At 63.6% G+C, this 16,150-nt stretch carries 13 protein-coding genes; 1 reads left to right on the top strand and 12 read right to left on the bottom strand.

The features are described 5' to 3' along the window. Positions 1 to 27 precede the first annotated feature (27 nt). Positions 28 to 1,338 (top strand): MFS transporter, encoded by a 1,311-nt coding sequence (locus ABIE33_RS11925; protein ID WP_429125043.1) that lies wholly within the window; start codon positions 28 to 30, stop codon positions 1,336 to 1,338. A 415-nt stretch (positions 1,339 to 1,753) separates the two neighbouring features. Here the strand turns inward: ABIE33_RS11925 and murB are convergent, their stop codons facing one another. The 12 genes from murB to mraZ all read right to left on the bottom strand — a co-directional run bounded on the left by murB (position 1,754) and on the right by mraZ (position 15,848). Beyond that, entirely contained in the window at positions 1,754 to 2,728 is a 975-nt protein-coding gene (gene murB / locus ABIE33_RS11920) for a UDP-N-acetylmuramate dehydrogenase (RefSeq protein ID WP_429125040.1), read from the bottom strand. A 2-nt stretch (positions 2,729 to 2,730) separates the two neighbouring features. After that, positions 2,731 to 4,140, bottom strand: coding sequence for a UDP-N-acetylmuramate--L-alanine ligase (gene murC, locus ABIE33_RS11915; RefSeq protein WP_429125037.1), 1,410 nt, complete (start codon positions 4,138 to 4,140; stop codon positions 2,731 to 2,733). Continuing rightward, positions 4,137 to 5,261 carry an undecaprenyldiphospho-muramoylpentapeptide beta-N-acetylglucosaminyltransferase gene (murG, locus tag ABIE33_RS11910; protein ID WP_429125034.1) on the bottom strand — a complete coding sequence of 375 codons (1,125 nt, stop codon included), beginning with the start codon at positions 5,259 to 5,261 and terminating at the stop codon, positions 4,137 to 4,139. Before murG ends, murC begins: the two co-directional genes overlap by 4 nt. 3 nt (positions 5,262 to 5,264) lie before the next feature. Then, positions 5,265 to 6,419 carry a putative lipid II flippase FtsW gene (ftsW, locus tag ABIE33_RS11905; RefSeq protein WP_025427728.1) on the bottom strand — a complete coding sequence of 385 codons (1,155 nt, stop codon included), beginning with the start codon at positions 6,417 to 6,419 and terminating at the stop codon, positions 5,265 to 5,267. 99 nt (positions 6,420 to 6,518) lie between these two features. Beyond that, positions 6,519 to 7,910, bottom strand: a complete 1,392-nt coding sequence (gene murD / locus ABIE33_RS11900; RefSeq protein ID WP_429125031.1) for a UDP-N-acetylmuramoyl-L-alanine--D-glutamate ligase — start codon at positions 7,908 to 7,910, stop codon at positions 6,519 to 6,521. A 7-nt stretch (positions 7,911 to 7,917) separates the two neighbouring features. Next, positions 7,918 to 9,018, bottom strand: a complete 1,101-nt coding sequence (gene mraY, locus ABIE33_RS11895) for a phospho-N-acetylmuramoyl-pentapeptide-transferase (protein WP_429125030.1) — start codon at positions 9,016 to 9,018, stop codon at positions 7,918 to 7,920. A gap of 237 nt (positions 9,019 to 9,255) precedes the next feature. Continuing rightward, positions 9,256 to 10,695, bottom strand: a complete 1,440-nt coding sequence (locus tag ABIE33_RS11890) for a UDP-N-acetylmuramoylalanyl-D-glutamyl-2,6-diaminopimelate--D-alanyl-D-alanine ligase (RefSeq protein WP_429125028.1) — start codon at positions 10,693 to 10,695, stop codon at positions 9,256 to 9,258. Position 10,696: 1 nt separating this feature from the next. After that, on the bottom strand, positions 10,697 to 12,160 hold the full coding sequence (locus ABIE33_RS11885) for a UDP-N-acetylmuramoyl-L-alanyl-D-glutamate--2,6-diaminopimelate ligase (protein ID WP_429125026.1): 1,464 nt from the start codon (positions 12,158 to 12,160) through the stop codon (positions 10,697 to 10,699). Positions 12,161 to 12,228: 68 nt separating this feature from the next. After that, positions 12,229 to 13,977 (bottom strand): peptidoglycan D,D-transpeptidase FtsI family protein, encoded by a 1,749-nt coding sequence (locus tag ABIE33_RS11880; protein ID WP_429125024.1) that lies wholly within the window; start codon positions 13,975 to 13,977, stop codon positions 12,229 to 12,231. Next, positions 13,977 to 14,360 carry a cell division protein FtsL gene (gene ftsL, locus ABIE33_RS11875; RefSeq protein ID WP_429125022.1) on the bottom strand — a complete coding sequence of 128 codons (384 nt, stop codon included), beginning with the start codon at positions 14,358 to 14,360 and terminating at the stop codon, positions 13,977 to 13,979. Before ftsL ends, ABIE33_RS11880 begins: the two co-directional genes overlap by 1 nt. A gap of 7 nt (positions 14,361 to 14,367) precedes the next feature. Beyond that, on the bottom strand, positions 14,368 to 15,393 hold the full coding sequence (gene rsmH, locus ABIE33_RS11870) for a 16S rRNA (cytosine(1402)-N(4))-methyltransferase RsmH (RefSeq protein WP_429125020.1): 1,026 nt from the start codon (positions 15,391 to 15,393) through the stop codon (positions 14,368 to 14,370). A 14-nt stretch (positions 15,394 to 15,407) separates the two neighbouring features. Beyond that, positions 15,408 to 15,848, bottom strand: a complete 441-nt coding sequence (gene mraZ / locus ABIE33_RS11865) for a division/cell wall cluster transcriptional repressor MraZ (protein ID WP_025427736.1) — start codon at positions 15,846 to 15,848, stop codon at positions 15,408 to 15,410. Between the last annotated feature and the right edge of the window lie 302 nt (positions 15,849 to 16,150).

Genomic DNA, 16,150 nt, shown 5'->3' with positions numbered 1-16,150 from the left:
ATGACATCCATATCAGGAACGATAACAATGACAGACGCGACAACCTCCCTGTCGCCGAAGGATAACGCGTTGCAGACGCCGGCAGTGAACTCCCCTGCCCGGGTGCTGTTCGCCAGCCTCGTCGGCACCACCATCGAATTCTTCGACTTCTACGTTTACGCCACCGCAGCGGTGCTCGTATTCCCGCATCTCTTCTTCCCGACCGCCGATCCGACATCGGCCATGCTGCAGTCCTTCGCCACCTTCTCCATCGCCTTTTTCGCCCGTCCGTTCGGCGCGGTGATCTTCGGCCATTTCGGCGACAAGGTCGGCCGCAAGGCGACCCTGGTCGCAGCGCTGATGACCATGGGCATCTCCACCGTCGTCATCGGCCTCTTGCCGACCTATGCGTCGATCGGCGTCGCGGCCCCGCTGCTGCTCGCCCTTTGCCGCTTCGGCCAGGGTCTCGGCCTCGGCGGCGAATGGGGCGGCGCAGTGCTGCTCGCAACCGAGAACGCGCCCGAGGGCAAGCGCACATGGTACGCCATGTTCCCGCAGCTCGGCGCGCCGATCGGCTTCATCCTGTCGGCGGGCACCTTCCTCATCCTCGGCGAAGTCATGACTGACGAGGCCTTCCTCGCCTGGGGATGGCGCGTGCCCTTCATTGCCAGCATCCTGCTGGTCATCGTCGGCCTCTATGTCCGCCTGAAGATCACCGAGACGCCGGAATTCCAGAAGGCGATCGACAAGCGCGAGCGCGTCCAGGTTCCGATCGCGCAGATCTTCCGGTTCCACAAGCGCAGCCTCGTGCTCGGCACCTTCGTGGCGCTTGCCACCTTCGTGCTGTTCTATCTGATGACGGTATTCTCGCTGTCCTGGGGCACGGCCAAACTCGGCTATTCGCGTGAGCAGTTCCTCGTGGTGCAGATGACCGGCGTCGTGTTCTTCGGCCTGATGATCCCGGTTTCGGGCATCCTGTCGGACCGTTACGGCCGCCGCCTGGTGCTGATCGTCACCACCATCGCCATCGGCGCCTTCGGCCTGGTCATGGCTCCGCTGCTGGCTGGCGGTCTCGGCGGTGCCTTCCTGTTCTCCATCCTCGGCCTCGGCCTGATGGGGCTCACCTATGGTCCGATCGGTGCTGCGCTCGCCGCGCCGTTCCCGACCTCGGTACGCTATACCGGCGCGTCGATGACCTTCAACCTCGCCGGCATCTTCGGCGCGTCGCTCGCGCCCTATATCGCCACCTGGCTCGCCACCAACTACAGCCTCGACCATGTCGGCTACTACCTGCTGGCGGCCGCTGCGATCACGTTGGTATGCTTGGTGCTCTCCACCGAGGAAGAAGTCTCGGCCTGACCGCATCGTCAGCGTTTCGGCGCGGCAGACACCCAATCACGAAGGGCCGCAGCGGTAACGCTGCGGCCCTTTTGCGTTGATTGCAAGTTCGTCAATCTCCCCCTGCTTCGGCTTTTCCTCCCGCCGCCTCGGCGTGTCATACCATCAGCCTCAATGCCTCCTCCCCGAACCTCGGCCCTCCGCCCGTCACTCTTGGGCTCTCAATTTGTCACCCTCGACCTCGCCTTCCGTCATCCTCGGGTTTGCCCCGAGGATCCAGCCTCCGCGTAAGGGTGTCCAACTGAGACTGTGGATGCTCCGGTCGAGCCCGAGCATGACGGAGAGAGGGAGATCTCTGGAGCGAGGGGCACCAGACACGCAAAAGGGCCACAGCGTTGCCGCTGCGGCCCTTCTCAAATGACTTGTTCGCTCGAGCTCAGGCGATGCCGCGGCCGAGGAATTCCTTGATCTCGTAGCCGGGCATGAAGGTGCCGATGCGCTTGATCTCCCACTCCAGCCGAACGCCGGCATGTTCGAGCACGCGGTTGCGCACGGTCTCGCCGAGATATTCCAGCTCGTAGCCGGTCGCCTGGCCGGTGTTGATCATGAAGTTGCAGTGCAGCGGCGACATCTGCGCGCCGCCGATCATCATGCCGCGGCAACCCGCTTCGTCGATCAGCTTCCAGGCCGAATGGCCGTCCGGGTTCTTGAAGGTCGAGCCGCCGGTCTTCTCGCGGATCGGCTGCACGGTTTCGCGGTGCTGGCGCACGGCGTCCATGTCGGTGCGGATCTTGTTCTTGTCTTCGGCATAACCTTCGAAGATGGCGTGCGTGAAGATCAGGTCCTTGGCCGCCGCGGAATGGCGATAGCCGTAGCCCATGTCGGCATTCGACAGCACATGCGAATTGCCCTGGCGATCGACCGCATGGACCTCGACCACGCGCTCGCGCGTCTCCGAGCCGTTGGCGCCGGCGTTCATGCGCAATGCGCCGCCGATCGCGCCGGGAATACCGTAATAGAAGTAGAAGCCGCCGATGCCGTTATCGAGCGCCATTGCTGCGATGTTCTTGTCCGGGCAGATGGCGCCGGCCTTGATGCGGTTCTCGCCAACGAGTTCGAGATCGCCAAAACCCTTTGCCGAAAGCCGGATGACGACGCCCGGAATGCCGCCATCGCGCACCAGCAGGTTCGAGCCGACGCCCATGACCATGACCGGCACATCAGGGGGCACCAGCTTCAGGAAGGTGATGAGATCGTCGGTGTCGTGCGGCTGGAACATCAGCTCGGCAAGACCACCGGCGCGGAACCAGGTCACGCGATCCATCGGCGCATCAGGCGTGATGCGGCCGCGAACAGCGTTGACCCCGCTTCCGAGCGCTTCGAGTAGTTTCTGACCGTTGACCTGTTTCATGCTCAATTTCCTGAAATGTCTGCGAGTTCCCGTGGCAGGGCAGCGGCCCAGTAGGTGATGCTGCCAGCCCCCAAGAGAACCACAAAATCACCCGGCTGCGCAATCTTGCTGACAACCGGCGCGATTGTTTCGGGTCCGACCACATGCCGGGCGTCGCGATGACCGCCGGCCTTGATGCGGTTGACAAGTTCTTCGGCGTTGACGCCGTCGATCGCTTCCTCGCCGGCCGCATAAACAGGCGCGATCAGAACCGTGTCGGCATCGTTGAAGCAGGCGGAAAAATCTTCAAACAGGCTCGCGAGGCGCGAGAAACGGTGCGGCTGGTGCACGGCAATGATTCGGCCCTGGCAGGCCTCGCGCGCCGCCCTGAGCACGGCCTTGATCTCGACCGGATGGTGACCGTAGTCATCGTAGACGCGCACGCCGTTCCAGTCGCCGGTAAAGGTGAAGCGGCGCTTGACGCCGCCAAAGGAGGCAAGTCCCTTGGCGATCGCCTCGGGGCTGACGCCGAGGCGCTGAGCGACCGCGATCGCAGCCGTGGCGTTCGACACGTTATGCCGGCCGGGCATCGGCAGGCGCAGGTCCTTCATCGTGATCACCTGGCCGGTGCGGCGGCGGCGGATCTCGATGTCGAAGACGGAGGTGGCGCCGTCCATGCGGATGTTGTGGAAGCGCACGTCGGCCTGCGGGTTTTCGCCGTAGGTGACGACCTTGCGGTCCTCGATCTTGCTGACCATGGTCTGCACTTCGGGGTGATCGAGGCAGAGCACGCCAAAGCCGTAGAACGGTACGTTCTCGACGAACTGGCGGAACGCGGCGCGCACGGCGTCGAAATTGCCGTAGTGGTCGAGATGCTCAGGGTCGATATTGGTGACGACGGCGACATCGGCAGGCAGCTTGAGGAAGGTGCCGTCGGACTCGTCGGCCTCGACCACCATCCACTCGCCCTCGCCCATGCGGGCATTGGTGCCGTAGGCATTGATGATGCCGCCGTTGATCACAGTCGGATCGAGCTCGCCGGCATCGAGAAGGGCGGCGACCATCGAGGTCGTCGTCGTCTTGCCGTGGGTGCCGCCGATGGCGATCGCGTTGCGGAAGCGCATCAGCTCGGCCAGCATCTCGGCGCGGCGCACGACCGGCAGCAGTTTCTCGCGCGCGGCGATCAGCTCGGCATTATCCTTCTTGATCGCGGTCGAAACGACGACGACTTCGGCATCGCCGATGTTTTCGGCCTTGTGGCCGACGAACACCTCGATGCCCTTGTCGCGCAGGCGCTGGACATTGGCACTATCAGACTGGTCGGAGCCCTGCACCCGGTGACCGAGATTATGCAGCACCTCGGCGATACCGCTCATGCCGATACCGCCGATACCGATAAAATGGACCAGACCGATCGTCTTCGGCATTTTCATGAGCGCTTTTCCTTGAATGTCTCGACTGTCAAACCGCTGGCAATAGCCTCTACCAGGGATGCAAGCAAGCGTGCGGCATCCGGCTTTCCGGTTTCGCGCGCATGGGCGGCCATCTGCGCCAGCGATTGCGGATTGGCCATGGCATCGGCAAGAATGCCGGCAAGGCGCTCGGCGGTCAGCTCCGCCTGGGTGATCACCTTTGCGCCGCCCTTGGCGGCAATCGCCGCTGCATTGGCTGCCTGATCGTGATCGAGCGCGTAAGGATAGGGAACGAGGATCGCCGGCCGGCCGATCACGGCAAGTTCTGAAACCGTCGAGGCGCCAGAGCGGCAGATGACGAGTTGGGCATCGGCGATGCGCTCGGCCATGTCGGTGAAGAACGGTGACACGTCGGCGGGAACACCAAGCTTCTCATAGGTGGCGACGACGCCGTCACGATCTTCCGGGCGCGCCTGCTGCGTCACCTTCAGCCGCTGGCGAAGCGCGTCGTCCAGACGGCAGATCGCCTGCGGGATCGCCTTCGAAAAATATTGCGCGCCCTGGCTGCCGCCGAAGACGACGAGGTGGAACGGCGCCTCACCGGCCGTCGCGACATAGGGGACCTTGGCAGCCTCGAGCACGGCCGGGCGCACCGGGTTGCCCGTCGTCACCGTCTTTGCGGCAAAGGCGCCGGTGCCCTCGGGCAGGAAGCCGCCGGCGATCGCCTTGACGCGGGACGCGAGCGCCTTGTTGGCACGGCCCATCACCGCGTTCTGCTCATGGATCATCGACGGCACGCCCATGCCCGTTGCCGCCAGAAGCGGCGGCACGGTCGGGTATCCGCCGAAGCCGACGACGGCTTTCGGCCGCAGCCGGGCAATCAGCCGGCGCGCAGCGCGCATGCCGGTCCACAGCGTCCACAGCGAGCGCACCACATGAATGGGGTTCTTCGAGCCGATCGTCGCCGACGGCACCACATGCACCTCGTCGGCCGGAAACTTGCCGGCAAAACGTTCGGCGCGGCTGTCGGTCACCAGATGCACCGAATAGCCGTTGGCCTTCAGCTCGTGCGCAAGCGCCTCGGCTGGAAACAGATGGCCGCCGGTACCCCCGGCGGCAAGAAGGATAATGCCTTTGGTCATATTTTACTCCGCCGGCACGCCAATGCCGGACCGAAACAGGCTGCGCTCCACGGCGCGCTTCTCCGGGCGATGGCGCGTGAGCGCCAGGATGAAGCCGGCGGTGACGCAGATCGCCACCATGGACGAGCCGCCATAGGAGATCAACGGCAGGGTCATGCCCTTAGCCGGAAGCAGTTCGAGGTTCACGCCGATGTTGATCATCGACTGGATGCCAATCTGCAGCACGAGACCGGCAACGGCGAAGCGGTTGAAGTCGTTGCGCTCACGGAAGGCGTGGTTGAGCCCGCGCAGCACCAGAAAGGCAAAGATCATCACGATCAGCATGCAGAAGACGATGCCGAATTCCTCGGCTGCCACCGAGAATACGAAGTCGGTGTGGCTATCCGGAATGATGCGCTTGACGATGCCTTCGCCCGGGCCGCGGCCGAACCAGTCGCCGCGGATGATCGCCTCGCGCGCCGTGTCCATCTGGAAGGTATCGCCCTCCCCGGTCAGGAACTTGTCGATACGGCCGGCCACGTGCGGCAGCATGGTATAGGCGACGAAGAAGCCGCCGAAGGCAGCACCGGCGAGCACGATGATCCACAGCCACGGCATGCCGGCCATGAAGAACATGCCGCCCCAGACCGCGGTCGTCAGGATCGTCTGGCCAAGGTCGGGCTGAGCGACGAGCAGCGCGCCGACGATGCCGAAAAGCAGGATCGCAAAGAGATTGCCGGGAATTTCCGGTTGGCGCGCATGTTCAGAGAACAGCCAGGCGCAGACGACCACGAAGGCCGGCTTCATGAATTCGGAGGGCTGGATGGAAATGCCGGCGATCGAGATCCAGCGCATCGAGCCCTTGACCTCCTGGCCGATGAACAGGACCAGCACCATCATGGCAAGCGAGACGCCGAGCAGGATGATCGCGGCGCGGCGCACCTGCCTTGGCGAGAGGAAGGAGATCGCGACCATCACCACCAGCGAGGGCAGGAGGAAGACGGCATGGCGCTTGACGAAGTGGAAGCTGTCGAGGCCGATGCGTTCGGCGACCGCCGGGCTTGCCGCGAAGGACAGCATGAAGCCCACGCCCATCAACAGGATGAAGGTCGCCAGGAAGAACCTGTCGATTGTCCAGAACCAGTCGGCCACAGGGCCACGTTCGGCTCGGCTTACCATCTTGTCAGTCCCCTTTATCAGGCGCGCCTGCGCCAAACGTCCGAAACCCCGGCATCACAGACCCGTCGCGCGCCGGATGAGCGCGCGGTCGGGGCAGCGTCAGATCAGCATCGTCACGCCCTGCAATGCCCTAACGTGTCCGACGAAGGCATCGCCGCGTATTTCAAAGTTCTTATACTGGTCGAAGCTTGCGCAAGCCGGGGATAACATCACCGCCGAAGCGCCCTTGCCGTCCCCTTCCGCGTCCGCCGCGGCATGGGCCACGGCCTTTTCCAGCGTGCCGGATATCTCGAATGGCACAGCCTCGCCGAGCGTCGCGGCAAAGGCCGGTGCGGCCTCGCCGATCAGGTAGGCCTTGACGATCTTCGGGAAGAACGGCGACAGCGAGGTGATTCCGCCCTCCTTCGGCAGGCCGCCGGCAATCCAGTAGATCCGCTCGTAGCTCGACAGCGCCGGCGCCGCCGCATCGGCATTGGTCGCCTTGCTGTCGTTGACGAACACCACCGCGCCCTTGCGGCCGACCGGCTGCATGCGATGCTTCAAGCCGGGAAAACTTTTCAGCCCCTGGCGTATCTCATCCTCGCTGACACCGACGGAAAGGCAGGCGGCGATTGCGGCTGCCGCATTCTGCGCATTGTGGCCGCCGCGCAGCGTCTGGATGCCATCGAGATCGACGAAGAGGCGCGAGGTTCCACCTTGCGCGTACAGGATGCGCGAGCCGTCGGCATGGAACCCGTCGGCCAGCACATGCCGGCGCGAGATGCGAACCACCTTGGTGCCCGCCCGCTCGACGCGGTCGGCAATCAGCGCGCAGAAACTGTCGTCGACGCCGACGATCGCCGTGCCGCTGCCGGCCACCAGCCGCTCCTTGATCTCGGCATAATGCTGCATGGTGCCGTGGCGATCGAGATGATCGGGCGTGAGATTGAGCAGGATGCCGGCCGTCGGGTTGAGCGTCGGCGCCAGATCGATCTGGTAGGACGAGCACTCGACCACGTAGAAGCGGCCAGCCTTCGGCGGTTCGAGCGTCAGCACGGCGGTGCCTATATTGCCGCCGAGCTGCGTGTCGCGGCCGCTTTCCTTCAGGATATGGGCGATCAGCGCCGTGGTCGTCGATTTGCCGTTGGTGCCGGTAATGGCGATGAACGGGCAATCGGGCGCCTGGGCCCGGCGCTCGCGCACGAAAAGCTCGACGTCGCCGATGATTTCGACACCGGCGGCATGCGCGAGGTCAACGGTCCAGTGCGGCTTCGGATGGGTTAGCGGCACGCCGGGCGAAAGCACGAAGGCGGCAAAGGCGCGCCAGTCGATGCCGTGCAGGTTCGCCGTCGGCACACCCGCTTCGCCGGCCTTGGCGACGCTGTCGGGATTGTCGTCCCAGGCCGTTACCTCGGCCCCGCCGGCGACCAGCGCCTGCGCGGTCGCCAGCCCCGAGCCGCCGAGCCCGAAGAGAGCGACCTTCCTGCCCTTGAATGTGCTGACCGCAATCATCGTCTGATCACCGCAGCTTCAGGGTGGACAGGCCGACCATCGCCAGGATGACGGCGATGATCCAGAAGCGGATCACGACCTGGCTTTCCGTCCAGCCCTTCTTTTCGAAGTGGTGGTGGATCGGCGCCATCAGGAAGACGCGGCGGCCGGTGCGCTTGAACCAGAACACCTGGATGATCACCGACAGCGTTTCCATGACGAACAGGCCACCGATGATGATCATGACAAATTCGTGCTTGACGGCGACGGCAACGGTGCCGATCAGGCCGCCCAGCGCCAGCGAACCGGTGTCGCCCATGAAGATGGCCGCCGGCGGCGCATTGAACCATAGGAAGCCGAGGCCGGCGCCGATGACCGCGCCGAGGATGACGGCAAGCTCGCCCGTACCGGGCACGAAATGGATCTGCAGATAGTTGGCGAAAACGGCGTTACCGGCGAGATAGGCGATGAGGCCGAAGGCGGCCGCGGCGATCATGACAGGCACGATGGCAAGCCCGTCGAGACCGTCCGTCAGGTTCACCGCATTGCCGGCGCCGACGATGACGAAGCCGCCGAACAGCACGAAGAAATAGCCGAGATTGATCACCAGATCCTTGAAGAAGGGGAACGTGACCGAGGAGCCGAAGGTCGAGCCGGCGGTACCGCCCGACAGCGATGCCTGCATCATGAAGAACACCGCAATCGCAGCGATGATGAACTCGAAACCGAGGCGCGCCTTGCCGGAAAAGCCCTTGTCCGACTGCTTGGTGACCTTGAGGTAGTCATCATAAAAGCCGATGGCGCCGAAACCGAGCGTGACGAGAAGGGTCGACACCACATAGACGCTCGAAAGATCGGCCCACAGAAGCGACGACACGACGATGCCCGCCAGAATCATCAACCCGCCCATCGTCGGCGTGCCGGCCTTCTTGAAATGCGTCTGCGGTCCATCGGCGCGGATAGGCTGGCCCTTGCCCTGACGGATGCGGAGCGAGGCAATCATGCGCGGACCGAAAAGAAAAACGATCAAAGCCGAAGTGAAAAGCGCTGCACCGGTACGGAACGTGATGTAGCGAAAGAGATTGAAAAATTGAAAGTGGTCCGCCAGTTCCACGAGCCAGATGAGCATTAAGGGACCTTTCCCCAAAGGTTTAAAATCGGACACCGTCCAACAGAATCATCTGAAAAACGATACGCGCTTGTATACAAAAGTGTTAGGCCGCGCTGCCTAACCCAAGGCTGTATCCACCGCCGCCGGCATCGGCGGCGACCACCGCAACGCTGCGCGCTGCAAGAGGCGCGCGGAGGTCGCGGCAGTCATTTCGTCGGCTGCGTCATCGCCCCTGAACCGCTTGCGGCACGGCAATCACGCAGTCGCTTCGTTCCCCTCGGCCTCAGGCTCCGGATAGGCTTCGATCAGTGCGTGCACGATCTTGACGCAGCCCGTGCCCTTCGAAGACTTGACCATCACCACGTCGCCGGCCGCAACCGCGCCGAGTGCATAGGCCTTCAGATCGTCGACGGTTTCGCGGTAGACGACGGAGACTTCCGGCGGCAGCGCGTCGCGCAGGTGCGCCATCAGCGGCCCGGCAAGCCAGACATCGGTAATGCCGGCTTCGACCAGCGGCCTGGCGAGTGCTGCGTGAACGTCGACCGCGTGGTCGCCCATCTCCAGCATGTCGCCGAGCACGGCGATGCGGCGCCCGCCAGGTGCGGGTGCAGCATCCTGCAGCAGCGAAATCGCCGCGCGCATTGAGGTCGGATTGGCGTTGTAGCTTTCGTCGATCAGCGTCAGCGTGCTGGGGCCAACCAGCAATTGGTGCCTGCGTCCCCTGCCCGTTTCGGCCTGTATGGTCGCGAGCGACGAGGCGGCGTAGTCGACATCGGCGCCGACGAGCTTCACGGCTGCGAGCACCGCAAGGGCGTTTTCGGCGATATGACGGCCGGGAGCGCCGATGGTGATTTCCATCGTCCGGCCGCCAAGGGCTGCCCAAAGTACCGATCCATCCGCAGCACCGGCAAACTCGACGAGGCGGAACTCCGCCTTCGGGTTGACGCCGAACGAGTGGATATAGCTGACGCCTGCCGTGCCGGCGGCCTTCTCGAGCAGCTTGTACTGGGCACTGTCGTGATTGATGACCGCGTGGCCGCCGTTGACGACGCCCTCGAAGATCTCGGCCTTGGCTTCGGCGATCTGGTCCAGGCTCTCGAAGTTTCCGAGGTGGGCGGCCGCGATGCTGGTGACGATTGCCACATGCGGGCGGACCATCTTCGTCAGCGGCCGGATTTCGTCCGGATGGTTCATGCCGATTTCGAAAATGCCGAAATCCGTGGCCTCGGGCATGCGCGCAAGCGTCAGCGGCACGCCCCAATGATTGTTGAACGAGGCGACGGAGGCATGCACGCGTCCCTGCGGCACCAGCACATGCCGCAGCATCTCCTTGGTGGTGGTCTTGCCGACCGAACCGGTGACGGCGATGATCTTGGCGGCGCTGCGATCGCGCGCCGCACATCCAAGCCGGATCATCGCTTCAAGCACGTCGTCGACGACGATCATCGGCGCGCTGAGGCGGCCGAGCGCCGGCAGCTTGCCTTCGCTGACCACCAGAAGTGCGGCGCCATTGGCGAGCGCAAGGCCGGCATAGTCGTGGCCGTCGACCCGATCGCCCTTGATCGCGAAGAAGGCTTCGCCCTTGCCGACCGAGCGGCTGTCGATCGATATCCCGCTTACTCCTTCGGGCAGGTTTCCAACCGGACGGCCGTTCATTGCGGCCAGAAGATCGCTGCTTGTCCAGAGCCAGTTCAAATCACAGACCTCCCAATGCCTTGCGGACTTCCGCATGATCCGAGAACGGCAGCGTGACGGAACCGACCGTCTGGCCTTCCTCATGTCCCTTGCCCGCGATGATGAGCGTGTCGCCGCTAGCCAGCATGCCGACGGCGGCGCGGATCGCTTCGGCACGGTCGCCGATTTCGGTCGCGCCTGGAGCAGCAACCATGATTTCCGAGCGGATCACCTCCGGCACTTCCGAGCGCGGATTGTCATCCGTGACGATCACAACGTCGGCAAGCCGCGTGGCGATCTCGCCCATGATCGGCCGCTTGCCCTTGTCGCGGTCGCCGCCGCAACCGAAGACCACGATCACCCGGCCTGTCGTGAACGGCCGCACCGACGCCAGCACGTTTTCGAGCGCATCGGGCTTGTGGGCGTAGTCTACATAGGCGAGCGCGCCATCGCGCGTCTGGCCGACCAGTTCGAGGCGGCCGGAGGCACCCTGCAGCTTTTCAAGCGCCGAGAACGCCGCTTTGGCGCTGATGCCGGTCGAGATCGCCAGGCCAGCGGCGACAAGCGCGTTGGCAACCTGGAAGTCGCCGGCAAGCGGAATGTGGATTTCGAAGATGTCGTCGCCGACATGGACTTCAGCAGATTGTTTGTGGCGGAAATGCTCGACCCGCTTCAGCGAGATGAATTCGCCCTTGCGGCCGACGGTGCGCACATCGAGCTTGGCCTTGCGGGCAGCGGCGATCGCCTGTTGCGACCACTGGTCGTCGGCAAAGATCACCGCGGGCGCGCCCGTCGGCAGCAACGCTTCAAACAGCCGCATCTTGGAGGCCATGTAGTGCTCGACCGTCGGGTGGTAGTCCATGTGGTCGCGGCCGAGATTGGTGAAGGCGGCTGCCGAAAGCTTGACGCCATCGAGCCGGCTCTGGTCGAGGCCGTGGCTGGAAGCCTCCATCGCCGCATGGGTGACACCGGCGTCAGCGAGCTCGGCGAGAAGCTTGTGCAGAGAAACAGGATCGGGCGTGGTCAGCGAGCCATAGTCGTTGCGGCCGGGCGCAACCACGCCTGTGGTGCCGATCATCGCGGCCGCGAGGCCCGAGTGCGCCCAGATCTGCCGGGTGAAGGAGGCGACTGAGGTCTTGCCGGCAGTCCCTGTCACAGCAACCATCGTCTCTGGCTGGCGGCCGTAGAAGGCAGCGGCCGCGCGCGCCAGAAAAGCGCGCGGGTTGCCGAGTGAGAGAACGGGCGCTGAAGCGCCATCCGGCTTTGCATTGGTTTCGGCAACGACGGCCACGGCGCCGCGCGCCAGCGCATCGGCGATATAGCTGGTGCCGTTCGCCTTGGTGCCGGAGACGGCAACGAAAAGATCCCCTGGCTGCACATGCCGACTGTCGGCCGTAATGCCGGCAACCTCGATCTGCGAGGAAGCGCCATCCAGTTGCGCAGAAAGTTCAGGGAAGCTCGTTCCCGCCAGGTCTATTATCTTCATGAACCGCACGTCTCACATCGCTCTCAATCCGCCGGAATCGCGAATCGTCCCGCATTCTCATTTCATGCCTAATAAGACACAAGCATGGCAGAACCATCTTCTCCGAACTTCGGTTCGACGCCGAGAAGCGGTGCAGAGCGGCTGATGATGTCGCGAACCATGGGCGCGGCATTCGAGCCGGCGGTCCGTCCGCCGCCTTCGCCGGTCTTCGGCGCGTCGATGAAAGTCAGCACGATGTACTTCGGATTGTCGATCGGAAAGGCTGCGAGAAAGGCGTTGAAGTTCTGGTCGCTGGCATAGCGGCCGTTGACGACCTTGTCGGCGGTGCCGGTCTTGCCGCCGACGTTGAAGCCCGGCACCTGCGCGCGCTTGCCCGAGCCGGCGATGCCGTTCCAGCGCAGCAGGAAGCGCATGTCGTCGCTGGTGCTTTTCTTGACGACGTTGGTCGCCAGTTCGTCGGCTTGTGCCTCCGAGCGCGGCAGGAAGGTCGGCGGGATCAGCTTGCCGCCGTTGACGAGTGCTGCACCGGCAACCGCCGTCTGCAGCGGCGTCGTCGAGACGCCGTGGCCGAAGGAGATGGTGATCGAGTTGATCTTCTTCCATTCGCGCGGCTGGCTCGGCGATTTGACCTCAGGCAATTCGGTCGGCAGCTTCGACAGAAGGCCGATGCGGGTCAAAAATTCCTTGTGGCCGGGAATGCCGATGAGGTCGGCGATCTTCGCCGTGCCGATGTTCGACGAATACTGGAAGATTTCCGGAACCGTCAGCACGCGGCGCTTGCCGTGGAAGTCCTTGATGGTGAAGCCGCCGATGCGGATCGGTGCTGTGGCGTCGAAGCTGTCGTTCAGCGTCACCTTGCCGGAATCAAGCCCCATGGCGATGGTGAAGGTCTTGAAGGTCGAGCCCATCTCGAACGTGCCGTTCGACATGCGGTTCATCCAGCCTTCTTCCGCACCTTCGGCCGGCTTGTTGGGATCGTAGTCTGGAACTGACGCCATCGCCAGCACTTCACCGGTGTTGACGTCGAGCACGACGGCGCCGGCGGCCAGCGCCTGGTAGTTCTTCATGCCCGAGTCGATGACGTCGCGCACGATGTTCTGCACCCGAACGTCGATCGACAGCTTGACCGGCTCGAGTTTGGCATCGCTGGTCATGCCGATGGCGGCGAGATCGGCGAGCCCCTGTCCGTCGATGTAGCGTTCCATGCCGGCAACGCCGCGGTTGTCGATGTTGACGTGGCCGAGGATATGCGCGGCGGTCGGGCCACCGGGATAGAAGCGGCGCTTTTCCGGACGGAAGCCGACGCCGGGAATGCCGAGCGCCAGGATCTCGCTCTGTTGCTTCGGGGTCAACTGGCGGCGCAGCCACTGGAAGCGCGATTTAGATTTCAGCTTGTTGTAGATGTCGCGGGCATTGAGATCGGGCAGAACCGTTGCCAGACGCTCGACCGCCTCGTCGGCATCGACGATCTTGTGCGGCTCGGCATAAAGCGAGACCGTGCGGATGTCGGTGGCGAGGATCTCGCCGTTGCGGTCGAGAATATCGGGGCGCGAGGCCATCAGGTTGTCGGCGCGACCGATGCTCGACACCGTCTCCGGCTGCGCCATGCCGTATTGCACCAGCCGGCCGCCGATGACCGCATAGACGATGCCGAAGCTGGCGATGATGATCGCGACGCGGTTCTTCGCCTGATTGGTGGTCTTCTTGCGCGTGCCCTGGAAAGTGACGTTGAGCTTGGCCTCGGCCGGCAGGTTGTTGCCGCCTGCGGAGAAATGCGCCTTGCTCTTCAGAACCATGATGCGGGAGAGAAACGACATCAGCGCGCCACCGAACCTGTTGCGATATTATCGGTCGTCTTTTCCGACGCCATTTCGGCGGCGAGCTTCTTTTCTTCTTCCGTCGGCGGCAGATCGGCCTTCAGCATCGGCAGCTCCTGCGGGCGGACGAGCTGGGTGGACGGCGTCGGCGCCAGCTGCAGATCGGCGCCGAAGGCACCAACCAGACGTTCCAAACGGTTCGGCTGCGTCAGCAGCGCCCAGTCGGCACGCAGAAGATCGATCGTGTCCTCTTCGAGCTTGATGGCCGCGTCTAGCTTGCGCACCTCTTCCAGCTTGTTTTCGGCACGATGCTTGATCGTGTAGGTGACCGTGGCGGCTGCCGTCATGACGACGATCAGGACTATGTCGAGTGTTCGCAGCATATCTCTCTCAGCCCCCCAACCGTGCAAGGCTCGCCAGTTCCGGCAGATTGAAAATGGATAGATCGTTTCCCGGCGATGGCGCTTCCGTGCGAATACCGGCTCTGAGCTTGGCAGACCGGGCGCGCGGATTGAGGGACGCTTCTTCCTCGCTGGCAGCCACCATAGGCTTTCCAACTGGTGTGAAGGTTGCCGCACGCGCTGTCACCAGCGGCAGATGCCGCGAGCCTGCAGCCTTGCCCGAGCGATCCTGGAAGAAGGCCTTGACGATCCGGTCTTCGAGCGAATGGAAGGTGACGACCACGAGGCGGCCGCCCGGCTTCAGCGCCCGCTCGGCGGCAAAAAGCGCCTGGGCGAGCTCGCCGAGTTCGTCATTGACGAAAATGCGCAACGCCTGGAAAACGCGCGTGGCCGGATGGATCTTGTCCTTGGCCTTGCGCGGCGTGACGATTTCGATGAGCCCGGCGAGATCGCGGGTGGTCTCGAACGGCGTTTCTGCCCTGCGCTTTTCGATGGCGCGGGCGATCCGGCCCGACTGCTTTTCCTCACCGAGGAAGCCGAAGATGCGGATGAGGTCGGAAACCTTGGCCCGGTTGACGACATCGGCGGCAGAGACGCCGGCTGCCGACATGCGCATATCGAGCGGGCCTTTCTTCTGAAAGGAGAAGCCGCGCTCGGGCTCGTCGATCTGCATCGACGACACGCCGATATCGAGCACCACGCCATCGAGACTGCCGGCTGGCGCATGCTCGGCGAGCTGCGAAAAGCGGGAGTGAATGAGCTTGAGCTTGCCACCCGCAGCCGCAACCATCGGCTGGCCCGCGGCGATCGCCGTCGGATCGCGATCGAGCGCGATCACATCGGCGCCAGCATCGAGGATGGCGGATGCATAACCACCGGCACCGAACGTGCCGTCGAGAATGACCTTGCCGGGGGCCGGATCGAGCGCGGCGAGAACCTCGCTCAAGAGGACGGGAATGTGACGGACCGGTCCGCCATCGGCTTCAGAAGTCCCTCCGCCTTGTTCCGTCACCATTCCGCCTCTCCATTCTATTCCGGACGCAACCCCCGTGACTTGCGCCCTTCCCGGGCCGCCGCTTGCGCCTTTGCAAAGGCCTGCGGCTCCCAGAGCTGAAAATAATCGCCCCGCCCGACGAACATCACGTCGGTCGAGATACCGGTGAAGTCGCGGATGAAATCCGTCACCATCAACCGGCCTTCCGGATCGAGCTTGACGAAGACCCCGCCCCCGTGAACGAGCAGCGACATCTCGTTGGCCGCCGGAGAAAATGGATCCTCGGCCGCCATCTGCCTCTCGAACCGATCCAGGAGCTCCGGCCCGCCGACGCTGATCGCCGGAAAGACGAAATCCTGGAAACAGTATAACTCTCGGACGCCCCCATCCGACAGAACGGATCGAAACGCCGAAGGCACGGACACCCGCCCCTTTGCATCGATCCGATTGGTGGCATTTGACAAGAAGCGGTTCATGACGCGAAACGGCCGCCCAAGACTGACGGGCCATAATCATCGACCCGCGAGAACACTCAACCACACTCACAAAACGCCCCCGCCGGACACCAACATGTCCGCCCATCTCCCGAACCCGGGAGACCTTGGAATTTTGCGATGATGGGCCACGAAGCGGCCCTTGCGCAGTACCATTATGGGATATCATGGGACCATATGGGCGTCAATGGGATTGGGTCTCAAACAGCCGTCGGACTGATCAAAAATTGATAAGCTGTTAAGTTTAATGAAGAGTTACGAAAGCACCCCCGATGCCTCGGAAT

Origin of the sequence: Ensifer sp. 4252 (assembly GCF_050434565.1) — a bacterium.
In the GTDB taxonomy this organism is placed as follows: domain Bacteria; phylum Pseudomonadota; class Alphaproteobacteria; order Rhizobiales; family Rhizobiaceae; genus Ensifer.
Note: the sequence above shows the minus strand (reverse complement) of the source record. Positions and strands in the feature narration are given on the sequence as shown.